Source organism: Mesorhizobium sp. B2-5-7 (assembly GCF_006440875.1).
In the GTDB taxonomy this organism is placed as follows: Bacteria; Pseudomonadota; Alphaproteobacteria; order Rhizobiales; family Rhizobiaceae; genus Mesorhizobium; species Mesorhizobium australicum.
This window is the reverse complement of record NZ_VFUO01000004.1, coordinates 568,686-583,915: the sequence shown is the minus strand read 5'-3', so window position 1 is coordinate 583,915 and position 15,230 is coordinate 568,686. Positions and strand designations below refer to the sequence as shown.

Sequence of the window (15,230 nt, the reverse complement as noted above, 5' to 3'; positions counted from 1 at the left end):
GAAAACCCGCAGATTTCGCTGCAAGCCACTGACTTTACAGTAAATTGCACTGACCCATTGGTGTGGCCATCCCCACAGCGATCAAAAACTTCGTTCAAAGATGTTGGTATGTGATTTTCATCTAATGTAGCTTTCGGTCTAACCCCATCCAGGGCGGGGTGTTGCCAAACAAGAAGGAAAACGCATGGCGACTCTCCATTATGCATCAGGCGGTTCGGCTGCCGAAGTTGCGGGCGCCGGATTTAACCTGGCGGACGTTCAGTATCTTTCGCAGGTCAATGAGCTGCCCAGCGGAATGAAGGGGCTTGTCTATCTAAGCGCTCATGACGGGGTAACCTCGTCGTTCATCGAAAAAGTCACGCCCTTCCTCAACAATCCAAAAGTGTTTGGATTTTTCCTGATGGACGAGCCGGATCCTACCGGCAGATGGGGCACCTACGCGAGTGCGGCAAATCTGAAGGCTGAATCCGACTGGATCCATTCCCATTTCCCGGGCGCCAAGACCTTCATCACCATGATGAATATGGGGTCGTCCACCAACCCGGACTTTTCCAACACCTATAATCCCGCCAACACCGGGATCGACTACTATGGACTGGACCCATACCCGGTTCGCACGGGGATAAGCAGCGTCGACTACAACATGATCGACAGAGCCGTGGCCGCGGCCGTGAAATCAGGCATTCCGGCTGACAAGATCGTTCCTGTATATCAGACATTTGGCGGCGGCGGTTGGCAGACGGACACCGGCGGCAAGCACGTCATGCCGACGTCGACCCAAATGCAAACGATGATCGATCACTGGGCAAAGCTGGTTCCGTCCCCAGCCTTCGACTATGCGTATGCCTGGGGTTCTCAGAATGGCGACACCGCCCTGGAGAACTCCCCTGAGTTGCAGGCCGTTTTTCGCCAGCACAACCTCGCCAGCCCTAGTTCTTCGACACCGCCTCCGAGTTCCGAGCCGACAACGCCTACGCCCACCACGCCGACTGTCCCCGATCCCACGCAGTCGACCCATCACATCTTCCATGGCGGCCCTGGCGCGGACGTATTTCATTCGACCAGCGGGGACGACGTTTACTATGTCAACAATGCACATGATAAGGTAATGGAGGCATCAGGCGGCGGCTTCGACAAGGTGGTCGCCTCGGTCAGCTACGCATTGTCTGCTGGTTCGCATGTCGAGCAACTCTCGACCGACAAGACGGGCGGCACACATACGATCAACTTGACGGGCAACGAGTTCGGCCAGGCGATCAATGGCAATTACGGCGCCAACAAGATCGATGGTCGAGGCGGCGCCGATACAATGAAAGGCTATGGCGGCAACGACACCTATTTTGTCGACAATGTGCATGACAAGGTGGTGGAGCAGCCAGGCAACGGCAAGGACGCGGTGTTCGCCTCGGTGAGCTATGCTCTCTCGGCGGGCTCATCCGTCGAGAAACTTGCGACCACGCAGGCTTCGGGAACGGGGCAAATCAACCTGACCGGCAACGAGTTTGCCCAGACGATCCAAGGAAATGCCGGCGCCAACAAGATCAATGGCGGGGGTGGTTCCGATACGCTGACGGGCTTTGGCGGCAAGGACGTCTTCGTGTTCAACACCGCGCTTGGCTCTGGAAATGTCGACAAGATAACCGACTTCAAGGTTTCCCAGGACAAGATCCAACTTGATCACAGCGTATTCACCGGACTCCAGCAGGGCGCCCTTTCGGCCGCGAACTTCCACATCGGCAAAGGTGCGCATGATGGAAGCGACCACGTCATCTATAACAGTTCGACCGGCGCGCTCTCTTTCGACAGTGACGGCATCGGCGGCCATGCTCAGACGCAGTTTGCGACCGTTGCTCCGCATCTCTTAATTGGCGCGAGCTCCTTTTTCGTGGTTTGACGCGCGCAGTTGTGCTTCCGGCAGGAGCTGAGCGCTCCTGCCGGTCGGCTTCTCCGTTCGCCGTCGAGTTGAGCGCGCACGCCGCTTTTTGGGCTAAAAACGGCTGCCGTCCGAGGCATTGCGGGAACATTCTGCCTTGATCGTGGTTTGGTGCCATCGCGCAGGGGATGGATGACGTGCCAAGCTACGAAGTCGAGGAGATTTTCGCCGGCCAAGTCGTGGTGACCCACAAGGTAGTCGCACCAACTCCGTTTCGAGCAGCCAAGCTCGCGACAAACCGGGAAATCACGCTTCGTGCTTCCGAGGTCCGCTGGATCCGGGTATTCGAACAGGACGGCCGTCGCCGAGCCTATGAATATACGTTCTCGGATCGACCTCAACCCACCCCAACGAGCAATCTTGATAGTCCGATCACCCGTTCGCGATGAATGCGCATTCGCCCGGCTGATCCCATAGCGCACGGCGTCTCGATCCAAATAGTCCAGCCCGCAGTCCGATCCTTGCGCCGTTAGCGCGCAAGCACGGTCCTAGTTGCGTCATTCGAACGGACGAGGACAACGGCCAGCCCTGCCCGTAGCCTGAATTACTGGTGTAAATCGCAACGAAATCGGGCCATGGGAAACGATCCAAGTTCGAGCCGCTTATGGGAGCCGAAGGCCCGCTGGATTTCGGGAGCGGCACGATGAACCCACACTTGGTTTGCATCGGCGGCGAGGATCACGCCCTGAGGATCTCGTTTCTGATGGAACTCCGCGAGCGGGGTTTTCGGGTCACCGCGGTCTCGACGGGCGATGAAGCTCTGTTTTTACGGCACGGCATTCCGCACCGCCGCTACGAGTTCAATCGGTTTGCCAATGGCAGCGGCAAAGCCGGGACGATCAGGACATTGCGAAGGTTGTTGCGGGAACTCCGCCCCGACATCGTCCAAAGCTTCGATACGAAACCCAATTTGCTAACCCCGCTGGCGGTGCGGGGAGAAGTCCCGGTCGTCCGCACGATCAACGGCTTGGGCTGGACCTTCTCATCGCTGGAGCCGCGAGCCTTGGCCATGCGGCCCGCCTTCTGCGGTCTGCAGTGGGTTGCTTCCTTCTGGACTGCTGCCACGGTTTTCCAAAATCGCGACGACCAAGCCTTTTTTGAGCGCTATCGGCTGATCCCACGCGGCAGCGGACGCCTTATTCAGGGGTCGGGCATCGACGTCAATGCATTCGCGGTGGCAAGACGTCTTGCCTCATCACCAGCGGCAATGCGGCGGGAATTCGGACTGGAATCGGCCGAGATCGTCATTTTTGTCGGCCGGCTCACCCGCCTTAAGGGCATTCCGACCCTTCTCGAGGCGATTCCGCACATTCTCTCCAAAAGACCTCATGCGCGTTTCGTGCTCGTTGGCCCACGGGAATCGGAAGGACCATTCGCCGTCGAAAAGTCCGAAATCCAACGATTTGCTTCTCATGTAACCGTGCTGGGCAAACGGCATGATGTCCCCAGTCTGCTTGGCATGGCTGATTTGTTCGCCTTCCCAACGCAATATCGCGAGGGCGTTCCGCGCGTCTTGCTGGAAGCCGGACTCGCTGGATTGCCGATAGTCGCATCGCGAATGCCCGGTTGCAGCGACGTCGTCGAAGATGGGTGGAACGGTTATCTGGTCACGCCGCGCGATGCTCGCGCCCTTGCGGACCGGATAGTCGACATACTGTCGGACCGCACCTTGGGAGCGGCCATGGGGCAGCGCTCCGCCTCGCTTGTCAGGGAGCGTTTTGCCCTGCCGGGCATCGTCGACCAGTACTGCGATGTCTATAAGAGCAATCTCAGGACCAAATCTCGCGGCTTGCTTGCTCCATCGCCTCTGGAGAGCGGCATTGCGAACCGCCGGTTGGACGGGGCGCGGCAATGATGCGCGACGCGTTGCTTGCCGGCGGTGTCATCCTGTCAGCCGCGTCGCAGCTCTCCGTCTCCGGCATGCCATTCGGCTATGGCGAACTGCTCCTGGCGCTTTGGATCATGCTGTCGGCCGGACGAATGTTGGTCGGCGGGCGCGTCGAAGCGACACCAGCCTTCGCGCAACTCGCGACTTTTTGGCTGCTCCTTTCTCTCGCATTGGGGATCGGCACGATCGTCGGCTACTTGACGACCCTGCTTTACCCGACAGGGTTGTTGCACGACACAATGGCCTACGTGCTGTTGGCCAGCATCACTTGCCTGGCGAGTGTTGAGCCGGACGCGGGGCGTCGTCTTCGACGCAGCGGTTGGTGGGCGATCGCGTTCGCCGACGCGATATTTGCCATCCAACTCGCCATCGCGTGGGGCTGGCTCCATCAGCCCGGCGTCGATCCCTGGTATTGGGACCGCTTCCGCGGCTGGTCTGAAAACCCGAACCAGCTCGCGCTCTATTGCGCGCTTCTTGGTCCGCTGGCGCTGCACCTTGCAACCACTACTCGCAACCGGTGGGGTCAGGTCCTTGCGCTCTCAAGCCTCGTGTTCATCTTTTTTGTCGGCCGCCTGACCAGGAGCGATGCCTATCTCTACACCACGATTGTAAGCGGCGTCGCCTTCCTCGGGTTGCGGTTGAAGGCATGGTTGGCATCCGATGGCAATCGAACCAGCCTGCCCAGGCAGATCGCACTTCTGCTGATGGTCGGCGCTGTCCCCCTGGTGATAGCGATGACCCCCTATCTTCTTAGCGAGGAAAGCTTTGCGGCGAATTTTGCCAAGAGCCTCACCAAGGACGGAGGCGGCGAGGCCACGGCTGAAACATTCGAACTTCGGGTTTATCTGTGGGATGAGGCGCTTCAGAAGGGGCTGCAATCGGCATCGCTCGGCCTCGGTCCTGGCCCCCACCTGGAGCGCCCGCCGACGGCCGACATGCAATTTCTGGAGCGGCCGTTCGAAGCGCACAATACGGTTCTCGACCTCTATCTGCAGGGCGGGCTGGTCGCGGTCATCGCCTTGCTGTGGATCGTTGGATTGGCGGCCATGTCCGCCTGGCGCGCTCGCTACGACGCGCTTTTGGTGCTCGTGGCGTCCGCAGCCGTGTTCAGCATACCGCACCTCATCATTCGTCATCCGATCGTGTGGTTTGCATTGACCTTCTGCCTCGTCGCGGGAACGCCAAGCGTTTTCCGGCGCGAGCTTGAGCCTTCAGAGGTGATGTGATGTGCGGGATAGCCGGGATACTTCTCGCGTCCAATGCTGCCGACCCCAAGTCGCTCGATCAGATCGGGCAAATGATGATGGCGCTTCGTCACCGCGGTCCGGATGGCGAAGGACTCTGGACGGATCGCGAAGCAGGCATTGCCTTAGGCCACAGGCGGCTGGCGATCGTCGATCTGTCGGAAACGGGGCAACAGCCCATGCTGTCCACAAGCGGTCGGTATGCGATCACCTTCAACGGCGAGATATATAATTTCCGTGACCTGCGTCTCGAGCTTGAAGGCGTCGGTCACCATTTCCGCGGCACCAGCGACACCGAAGTCATGTTGTGTGCGATCGAGAGCTGGGGCCTCGAGGCCGCACTCCAGCGTTTTGCTGGCATGTTCGCGTTCGCCTTGTGGGACCTGAAGACGAGGACCCTCCATCTCGCCCGGGATCGATTGGGCAAAAAGCCCCTCTACGTCGCTTCAGCCAGGCATGCGCTGGTCTTTGCTTCCGAACTGAAAGCAATCAGCCGCTTTTCGGGCTACTCTCCGGAGATCGATCTGGATGCCGCCACCGCAATGCTTTCCAAGGGGTGGGTCCCGGATCAGAGTTGCATCTGGCAAGGTGTCTTCAAGCTGCCACCCGGCTCGGTCCTGACCCTCACGGCCGCGACTGTGGCGGAGGGGCGCGGGGCCGCCTCCCTTTCGCAGGGCGCAAGTCGCTGGTGGTCGCTGGCCGAAGTCGCCAAGAACGGGCGAGAACACCAGATCGCCGGCAGTGACGACGATTTGACCAATGAACTGGATGATCTGCTCCGGCTTGCCGTTCGCGAGCGCATGATCGCCGACGTTCCGTTGGGCGGTTTCCTGTCGGGAGGCGTCGACAGCTCTACCGTTGCAGCCTTGATGCAGGCTCAATCTCCAAATCCCGTGCGCACTTTCACCATCGCCTTCGCGGAGAGCGGCTTTGACGAGGCCCCTTACGCCGCCGAGGTAGCGCGCCATCTGGGCACCGACCACACGGAACTACACCTTTCGGCCGCCGCCGCGCGTGACGTGATCCCCGAACTGCCAACGGTGTGGGATGAGCCATTCGCCGACGAATCGCAGATACCGACTCTGCTGGTGGCGCGGCTGGCCCGCCAGCACGTGACCGTGGCGCTGTCGGGGGACGGCGGAGACGAGTGCTTTGCAGGCTATGGCCGCCACTTCATGGCGGACCGGCTGAAACGGTACCAAGGTCTACCCGCAAGTGCACGACGAACGGTGGCGGCCGGCGCAGGGATGCTGTCCAGGGCGGCTCGTCACGATTTCATTGGCAACCTGCCACTTCCGTCGCATGTGCGGCATGCGCTGCGCAGCGATCGGCTCACTCGCTTCGCCTGGCTTCTCGCCGCGAAGGATGAAGACGAGCTGCACAGGCGGCTGACGGGATCATCGGCCGAAAACCTCACCCGGCACGAGACTCCTGCATCCATAGTCTCTGCACCGCGGCTCGACGGGCTGTTGTCTCGCCTTCTGTACGACGACATGTCCGGTTACCTCGCTGGTGACATTCTCGTCAAACTGGATCGAGCCAGCATGGCCAACAGCCTCGAGGCGCGTTGTCCCCTGCTGGACCACCGCGCCGTCGAATTCGCTTGGCGCCTTCCGGCTGCCATGAAGGTTCGCAACGGCAGAGGTAAGTGGATCCTTCGAAATGTGCTGCGTCGTTATCTTCCGCAACGGCTGATCGACCGGCCGAAGCAGGGCTTCGACGTGCCGATCGCGGCTTGGCTGCGGGGCCCGTTGCGCAGCTGGGCCACCGATATTCTGTCCGATGTTCGCAACCACGGCGAAGGCTTGCTGGACAGCACAAAGGTGGACGCCTGCTGGCGCGATCACGTTGCAGGACAGGACCGCTCCCGTGAACTGTGGTCGGTGCTGATGTTTCAAGCCTGGTGCAACGAGGCCAAGCGGCAGGCGTCGGCATCGAACTCATCCCGTGAACTCGATCTGGCAGGAGTATGAAATGGCGGGTTCCGCAGTCAGCCGAATTGAATTGCCACGAGCCACCCCGGTGGCTGCCCCGGCTCCTGAAAGCAGGGCCCGCGTACGGCCTCCCAGAAGCGCCCCGAATTCAGCAACCCCGTCTCGCCAACTGCTGGTGACATTGGCGAGCAGGAAATGGATCATTCTGCTCTTCGCGGTTGTCGGCGGCATCTTGGCGGCCTTGGCGGGAATAACCCGCCCTACCATGTACGAAGCCACCAGCCAGCTTATCATAGACGCTCCTGCCAGGGCGGCCCTTCCCGCCAGCCCGGGCTCAGCGCAGGACATGATCGATTCAAGCATTGACGACCACATCACGATGCTCTCGTCGGAGAGCCACCTTCGTCGAGTCGCCGCAGCGCTGCGTCAACCGAGCCCGGCCAACGCGACCGCACAACCGCAAGCCGGGAAGGGAAGCTCCAGCCAGGGGCCAACGCCCGCCGATCCGCCGACATCGCACTCTTTCGCTGGCGATCTGCTGAAGCGCCTTTGGCCGCGGGATGTTGTATCCACCAATGCGCCGCAAGCAGCAGAGGCCGCCGAGATGAAAGCGCTGCGCAAAGGGGTAAGGGTCGGACAAGAGCTCCGGTCCCGGGTCATTTCCGTCGGCTTCTCGGACGATGACCCGGCGCGCGCGGCGATGGTGGCCAATACATTCACCAAGATCTATGTCGACGACCTCGCGCAGAAAAGTCAGGCGTCGAACATGCAGGAACTTGACGCCGTCGTCGCCAGTTTGCCCAAACTGCAGAATGAACTGGTGGATGCGTCCAATCGGCTCGAGGAGTATCGGCTGAGCCATGGCGCGGTCGATCAAGGCTCGGCTGACAAGGTGGCCGGGGAGAGGGCGGATCTCAGCCAACAGATATCGATGTCCAAAGCGGATCTGGCGGCGCTGGAGTCCCGGCTCCAGCGTATCCAGGAGCTTCGAAAGCAGGGCGCGCCGGCCGCGACCCTGGCCGAGGCCGCCGGCACGCAGGAGTTGGCCGACCTTTCGGCTCGCGTGGCCAGGGCGCCAGCGGACAAGGATCTGGCCAATGCCTTTTCCGTCGCGATCGAAAAGGTAATCGCTGATATCGTCGCTGAAGCGGACATCTATCGTGCCCAGGTCGAGGTTCTGGGAAATCGAATGCATGTGCTCGATGCGGTCGCGGCCGACACGGCCAGCCGGCTCGCCGGTTTGCGGGCGCTCGAACCTCAAGTCAGCCTCCTGACGCAACGCTACAACGAACTTCTCGGCCGCCAGCAGGACCTGAAGCGGCGCATCGGAGCTCCGTCCGCCGGGGTCTCGGTCCTTTCCGTTGCATGGCCGCCGACAATTCCGCAGACATTGCCGCCGGTTTTTTTGGTTCCACCGGGAATGATTGCGTTCGGCCTCCTTGGCGCCGTTTTGGTCCTCATGCGAAATCGCTTCGATCGCACCTTGCGCGGTGAAGCGGAGGCGGAAGCCGTGCTCAGGATACCGTGCGTGGGGCTCGTGCCCGAACCGGGCAGGATGCACGCCAAACAGTTGCGTGACTTGGTTTTGGGCCAGCCCAAGTCGGCCTACAGCCGTGCGGTGACGTCGCTGCTGGTCGCGGCCGCGCCAAATCAGGCAAGGGGTCGTGCTCCGCACACGATCCTGCTCACGCCAAGCGTCCGGGCTGACGGAGCGACCGAGCTTGCGTGGGGCCTGGCCTTGGCGGCCACCCGACTGGGCAATCGTGTTCTTCTGGTGGATCTCCAGCGGGCGGGCTCCCAACTTACGCCCGAGTTTCTGCGCCAGTTCAACGGACCCAAGGCTCGTCATTCCTTCGCGGATTACATCAGCAGTCGTTGTACCTTGGATGACGCGGTCGCCAGCATTCCCGAAATTGGCATCGACCTGACGACCATGGCACCTGCAGAAGATCTTTTGGCTCTCCTGGCGCGTGTCGACACCGCCAAGTGCAGGGAAGATTTGCACTCGGCGTACAGCCTCGTCATCATAAACGGGCCATCGGGGCTGGCTGGGCCAGAAGCCATGTTCCTCAAGAGCTGGGCGGACGCGGTTCTCGTTACCGTTCGCTGGGCAAGAACCTCGCGGCATGTCGCGCGCGGGGTGGTGGAGCAGCTCCTGAGCGACGGAACGCTCTCGGTTCCGGTGGCGAGCGTCCTTACCCGGGTGAACCTCACCCGGTACGGCAGGTATCGGTTTGGCGACAGTGCCGATCTTTTGCGCGAGAGGATCTCATGAATTCGACCGGCACCGGCCGTAAGCAAGGCTCGCCATGATCCGACTTCCGCAAAGCCCCATCGGCAAGGTCCTTCGAGCGGCCGGTGGCGTGTCGGCCATGGCGATTGCCGGTCAGCTCATTCTTGTCGCGACCATTCCGGTGTTGGCCAGGCTCTATTCTCCTGCTGATTTCGGCTTGTTCACGATCTATCTTTCGACCGTGAACATACTGGGGGCGGTCGCGGCACTGCGCTTTGAGGCTTCGCTGTACGGCGTCAAGAGCGACGCGCAGGCATACGTCACGGTTAAGCTCATTCTTTTGGCCGTGTCGGCAACCGGCGTTCTTGCCTTGACGGCGGGGGTTATGTTGTCGAGCACCGTTCCGGTCCGCGCTGTTGACCTTGTGTGGCTGGTTCCGATCGGCATGGCAGGCGCAGGTCTTGTGGAGACCATGAATTGCTGGAGCCTGCGTGCCGGCCTGCTGCGCGACTTCGCGCTCGGCCGCTTGATCTTGCCCGCGACGATGGCGTTGTTGCAGCTGATGTTCGGCATCGTCCATCTCGGAGGAGAGGCGATGGTGCACGCTCACATTCTCAGCCAATTCATCTTCATTGGGTTCCTTGGCGTTCGGATTTTCCGCTGGGAGGACGTGTGCGGTATTGCCCGCGCGCCGTGGCAAACGGTCTTTGAAAAGGCCAGGCGCGAATACAAATTTCCACTGTTCGACATCCCGGCAACGGTCGCAAGTTTCGCCATCAACAACCTTCCGGCGATACTCGTCGGCTCGATGTTCGGGACCGCCTATGCTGGCTATCTGGGCGTCGCGTCGCGGCTCGTCACCGGCCCCGTCACCCTCATTGCCACGCCGCTCAGCAATGTCTTTGTCGCCGAAGCCAATAAGGGCGGCGGCCGCAGGCATCTGCTCGGCCTCGCACGAGGCCTGCTGATCCTTGCCGGCGGGCTCACTTCACTGCCCATTCTGGCTCTTGGCCTCGCCGCACCGCAGCTCGTCGTACCCCTATTGGGACGGCCATGGCTGCCCGCCGCCGAAATCATGACGGCGCTGGCTTTCATGGGCGCGGTGCAAGCTTTGTCGACGCCGCTTCAGGATGTGCCGGCTCTCCTGCGACGGCAGGAGGTGCGCCTGGTCGTCGATGCCGTAAGGACGGTGCTCGTGTTTGGTCCGCTTCTAGCCGGCGCCAGAGCTGGCTGGGAACCTCTCACTGTCATTTATCTCATGGCTGCCGGCGGCGCCGGGGGCTTCTTCATCAAGACGGCAGCCTCTCTCTATCTGTTGAAGCAAAGTGTTCAACCGGAAGAGACGTCGCCTCGCAGCCGGTGCATCGCCTTGGAGGAAAGATAACATGACGCAGATGGACAGTCGCGACGCCCTTCCTTCCGCAGCCCTGCCAACAGGGGTCGGACCTTCGCAAGATGAGGGGTCGGCGGAGTTGGTGACACTGCGGCCGTTCATTTCAGTGGCCATCCCGACCTTTCGCAGGCCAGATACCATTCGAAGGACAATCGACAGCATCCTCCAGCAGGATTTTGCGAATTGGGAACTGGTGGTTAGCGACGACGAGGGGCAAGGAGGGCTGTCCTGGAGGATCGTCGACGACTATGCGCGTGCCGACGGTCGCATCCGGATTGTCGAGAACGGCAGGGGGCGAGGCCAGGTCGAGAATACCAACAATGCCATGCTGGCTTGCACCGGCACCTGGATCAAGTTGCTGCATGACGACGACTGGCTCGCGCCCGGCGCGCTCAAGCGATTTGCCGAGGTGTCCAAGGAGCATCCCTCGGCCGCATTCATGACCTGTGCAGCCAATATCGTGGAAGACGGCAGGATCATGCTCCGCTCGACGCCATCGGAGCAAAACCGCGTTTCAGTCTATTCGAGCCAGCAATGCCTCAGGGATCTTTACCTTGTCCGGACGACGAGGAGCCTCGGCATCATTCCCTCGACACTGTTGATCAACAGCAAGGTTCTTCAGGCTGGATGCCGAATGCGTGCACACAAATCGATCCCCGCCGGCGTCGACCAACTGTTCTTCGTGGACCTGGCCGGTCACGGAGACATGGTTGCGATCAATGAGGGTCTGATTTTTTACGACGCGACCAACCATCCGAGCATCACCACATCGAAGAGCTACACGGAAGTGGACGAAGTTACGCTTGCGGTTAAGCAGCTTAATTGGCAGCTGCTCGAAAACAGAAGGAATCTTCCTGACCCCGAGAGCCTCTTGCGAGCATTGCGGGTTGCACGCGTACCCGCCAGATTTCATCACCAGTCCTTGCCCGTGACTATCCGCGACACGCTGCAAATTCTTCGCCCATCAGTGATGAAGATCGCAAGCCAGTACCTCGTGGAATACCTGTTCAGGATCCGCCCGGTCCTAGGGCCATGGTATACCCGAAGACAGTGATGGAGCTGACCCGTTCAAGGCCGTGCACGGGACGCGGCACGCGCCGAACCGATTTATGGGGCACGGACTCACGACGGCCGCCCCTGCGGTGGCCACAAGGCTGGACACGATCATCCCCGGATGTTCAGGGAACTAGGGCAACACCGAGACGCGTGCGAGAAGGGTGACCAATTCTGCCTGACGCCTGGTTTCAGTTTTGGCGAACAGTGATGCGAGCTGGGTTCGGATGGTCGTCCGGCTGAGCGCACAACTTTCAGCGATTTCCAACGGGGTGTAGCCCTTTGCCAATCGCACCGCCAGATGTGTCTCGGCTCCGGTCAAACCGAACATTCGCTGCAGGGTTTGAGGGTTGGGCGCCGATTTCGTCTCTCGGTCCAACAGGGCGACGACGATCGTGTTGTCGGCTGCGAAGAGGCCGCGCTCGTTGATGACAACGGGGCGATCTCCGCTGCTGCGGATCACAATCCATGCAAACGATCCGGGGTTGAGGTGGCACGGCACGTTCGCGATCAGGCTTCTGAGCGCTCCCGAAAGGCCGTCGGCGTTGTTCACCTGGCTGCCATAACCGCTGAGAATGACGCGCGCGGTGGCGTTCCACTTGAGGACTTTCCTGGTTTCGCTGAGCACGAGACATCCGTAGCCAAGGCGATCAAGCATACCCGGGAAAGAATGCAGCGGCGGTTGGTCACCTTCGGTGGCGGCAGCAGGCCTTTCAACCTGCCGGTCGGAGCTTTGGGCATGGCGCAAGGGAGACGGCCTGCTGCCAGGCCCCATGGCCGCCATCGCACGTTGCACTTGGAAAACAGTACTTCTCGGCCGTTCGACCAGGTTCATTGTCGTCACCACTTTCCGGTTTCGCTGTCAGATCGGCGCCAGCGCATGGGCTAAGTGTTGGAACTTTCTTCTGATGATTCTGATAGGCTGACATTTCGGCGCGCGAAAGCGAGCAGCAGCACTAGGTCCGATAACCAAAGGCTCTAAGCCGCATTGGCTAAGCCAAAAGTTGTAGGTAGTCAGGATGAGATTGCGGATAGGCGGTCCCGTACTGTCGGACAGGCTACGACAACATCTGGTTTCGTCGGCCGTCCTGCTGGCTACCCTTTTTATCGAGATGAAATCGTCGCTGACAGGTGGTGGCAGTGCGGCCTTTCTGGAATGTGTGCCGGCGATTGTCATCATCGCCTTCCTGGAGGACCGCTGGCCTGCGATGGCTGCCACGTTTGCCATGGTGGCTGTCGGCTTGGCAGTTCGCCTGGCGGCGAACGGTCAGTTGGTCGGAGATGATCTTTCCGGGGCCATTCTCCTCGCCTTGTCCGGCGGGATGATCGCCTTTCTTTTCCATCGTTCAAGGCAGGAGTTGAGGAGCGCGCTCGATGTCGCCGAGAACAGGCTTACCGCCATCGAGACGACCGAAGCGCGATATCGCTGGGCTTTCGAGCGGGCCGCCTTGGGATTTGCGACCGCAAATGACCGTGGTGAGCTGCTGCAGGTCAACATGTGCATGTGCAGTATGTCCGGCTACGCACAGGAAGAGCTCGTCGGCCAGCATATCGAAACGCTCGTTCATCCTGACGAACGCGATCTGTTCGCCAGGCTTGGACGTGGTCTAAGCGCGGAGGCGCCGTCGTTTGGCTTGGAAATGCGCTTGAGAAGGAAGGATGGCACTGTTTTCTGGGCTCGCGTGACCCTCTCTTGGTCTGGTCCGGAGAAACAACTGCCGATGGGCATATTTGTCGTCTTCGAGGATATCACTGAACGCAGGGCTGCAAGCGAAGCGCTCTTGAGCCAAAAGGAATGGCTGGACCTTGCGCTGCTCGCCGGAAGGCTTGGCACATGGCGCGTGGACTACAAGGAGAGAATTGTCTCCGGTTCAGATCAATTTTGGGAAATTCTTGGTTTGCCGCCAGCCGCTTCCCGTCCTCTGGACGAGCTGTCGGCGATCATTCATACGGCGGACTGGCCAAAACTCGGGGCCCATTCAGAATTCATCGCGGCAACCGCCAACTACGACGCAGAGGTTCGAGTTCGGCGGTCGGACGGACAGTTCCGCTGGATTGCCCTGCGCGGCCGTGAGGACATCCGCGATGGCTATCATCAGCGGTTCGGGATCGCGGCTGACCTTACCGAGCGGCGGCAGACAACACTGTTGCGGGCCGCGGTGAGAAGACAGGAGCGGCTTATACTTGAACAGCGGCACCGGCTCAGTAATCTGTTTGCCGTGATCACGGCTGTCGTGAAAATGATCCCTGCTTCAGACCAGGATATTTCCAAGTACAGAGGAGATCTTTTAGAGCGAATTCGGGCGCTCGAATCCACGCACCTGCTGTTGATCAACAATGCAGAGTTATCATCTACGATCCGCGATATTGTCGCACATGCGCTTCGCCCCTACGCCGAGGCACACAGAGCAACGATCACAGGGCCTCATGTCAGAATCGTCGGGGGGGCTGCCGAAAGTTTCGCGATGGTCGTCCACGAACTCACGACAAATTCGGTCAAGCACGGGGTGCTCGGGAACTCCCAAGGCCAGGTGGAGGTAAGGTGGGGCGTCGCACCCGAGGGCTCGGACGGCGACATCGTGTTCGACTGGATCGAACGAGGCGGCCGAAATGCCAAGCCTGTCCTGCGGAAAGGTTTTGGGTCGATTGTCCTTGGCGCCGATGGAACGCCCTTGGTCGGTCACTCTTCGAAACTGGAAATGTCGGCTGGTGGGTTGCGATATCAGCTACGCCTATCCCAGGGCGAGATTCAGCCTTAACTCAGATCGTTCCAAGCCATGTCCTCATCAAAACAGCCACCTCGGTGCGGTTTCGGACTCCCAGTTCACGCAAGATTGCGGCGGCATGGATCTTCGTCGTGGCCTCGGCGATGTCGAGATCGCGGGCGATCTCCTTGTTCGAATAACCTTCGGCCATAAGCTTGAGCACGTCCTTTTGCCTTGACGTGAGCCTTCCCAGAGAACCTGGGCTGGCCAAGGCCTGGTGCGAAGCCTCCACGGGAGATCTATGCGTCTGAGGCGCGGCTGCGCCAGAGCTTCGCGACAGGAGGGCTGGTACATAGATGCGGCCTGACAAGATCTCTTTGACGGCCAGCACCACCTCCTCATCCGGCTGCGACTTCACGATGTAGCCGTGGAGGCCAACTGAAAGGGCCAACAAAATTTCCGATCGTGAATCGTTTCCTGACACAATCGCAAACCTGCTTTTGGGATAGGCGGCGAGAACGTCGCCGAGCACTTCCTGGGTGAGCAGCCCGGGCATGTTCAGGTCCAAGATCGCAAGATCAATTGTTTCGTGTTCGGCCAGGAGCCCAACCACGGCATCAAAACAGGTCGCCTCGATTATTTCGGCTCCAGGGATTCCGGCTGTCAGCGCCATGCGCAAGCCACGTCGATAAAGGCCATGATCATCGGCTATGACGATCTTGTACATAGAAACCCCCACGCACAAACAACCCGCACTACCTGGCCGCGCCTTGCAGGAGCGCCGGTACGTCCAGAAAGGTGGACCCCGACGTCCTACAACCCCGTCCTGCTAATTACCGTACGCTAA

At 60.3% G+C, this 15,230-nt stretch carries 10 protein-coding genes; 8 read left to right on the top strand and 2 right to left on the bottom strand.

The features are described from left to right. Window positions 1-184 precede the first annotated feature (184 nt). The 7 genes from FJ543_RS20685 (at window position 185) to FJ543_RS20655 (ending at window position 11,679) form a co-directional block, all read left to right on the top strand. Window positions 185-1,894: a calcium-binding protein gene (locus FJ543_RS20685; RefSeq protein WP_140876748.1), complete on the top strand. Its 1,710-nt coding sequence runs from the start codon at window positions 185-187 to the stop codon at window positions 1,892-1,894. A 643-nt stretch (window positions 1,895-2,537) separates the two neighbouring features. Then, a complete protein-coding gene (locus FJ543_RS20680; protein WP_015316383.1) occupies window positions 2,538-3,788 on the top strand; it encodes a glycosyltransferase in 1,251 nt (416 codons plus the stop codon). Continuing rightward, entirely contained in the window at window positions 3,785-5,047 is a 1,263-nt protein-coding gene (locus FJ543_RS20675; protein ID WP_140876746.1) for an O-antigen ligase family protein, read from the top strand. Before FJ543_RS20680 ends, FJ543_RS20675 begins: the two co-directional genes overlap by 4 nt. Beyond that, the gene (gene asnB, locus FJ543_RS20670; protein WP_140876745.1) at window positions 5,047-7,038 is read left to right on the top strand and encodes an asparagine synthase (glutamine-hydrolyzing); all 1,992 of its coding nucleotides are present in this window, start codon (window positions 5,047-5,049) and stop codon (window positions 7,036-7,038) included. The genes FJ543_RS20675 and asnB overlap by 1 nt, the downstream gene beginning before the upstream one ends. 1 nt (window position 7,039) lies before the next feature. Continuing rightward, the gene (locus FJ543_RS20665) at window positions 7,040-9,274 is read left to right on the top strand and encodes an exopolysaccharide transport family protein (RefSeq protein ID WP_140876743.1); all 2,235 of its coding nucleotides are present in this window, start codon (window positions 7,040-7,042) and stop codon (window positions 9,272-9,274) included. A gap of 97 nt (window positions 9,275-9,371) precedes the next feature. After that, window positions 9,372-10,616, top strand: a complete 1,245-nt coding sequence (locus FJ543_RS20660; protein WP_246678842.1) for a lipopolysaccharide biosynthesis protein — start codon at window positions 9,372-9,374, stop codon at window positions 10,614-10,616. A 1-nt stretch (window position 10,617) separates the two neighbouring features. Further along, window positions 10,618-11,679, top strand: a complete 1,062-nt coding sequence (locus FJ543_RS20655) for a glycosyltransferase family 2 protein (protein ID WP_015316388.1) — start codon at window positions 10,618-10,620, stop codon at window positions 11,677-11,679. A 132-nt stretch (window positions 11,680-11,811) separates the two neighbouring features. Here the strand turns inward: FJ543_RS20655 and FJ543_RS20650 are convergent, their stop codons facing one another. Continuing rightward, complete coding sequence (locus FJ543_RS20650; RefSeq protein ID WP_224586269.1) at window positions 11,812-12,513, bottom strand: helix-turn-helix transcriptional regulator; 702 nt, start codon at window positions 12,511-12,513, stop codon at window positions 11,812-11,814. A 184-nt stretch (window positions 12,514-12,697) separates the two neighbouring features. Between FJ543_RS20650 and FJ543_RS20645 the strand changes: the two genes are divergently transcribed. Beyond that, a complete protein-coding gene (locus FJ543_RS20645; RefSeq protein WP_140660807.1) occupies window positions 12,698-14,437 on the top strand; it encodes a PAS domain S-box protein in 1,740 nt (579 codons plus the stop codon). 1 nt (window position 14,438) lies between these two features. On the opposite strand, the gene FJ543_RS20640 is transcribed toward FJ543_RS20645, so the two are convergent. After that, window positions 14,439-15,110, bottom strand: coding sequence for a response regulator transcription factor (locus FJ543_RS20640; protein ID WP_015316391.1), 672 nt, complete (start codon window positions 15,108-15,110; stop codon window positions 14,439-14,441). Between the last annotated feature and the right edge of the window lie 120 nt (window positions 15,111-15,230).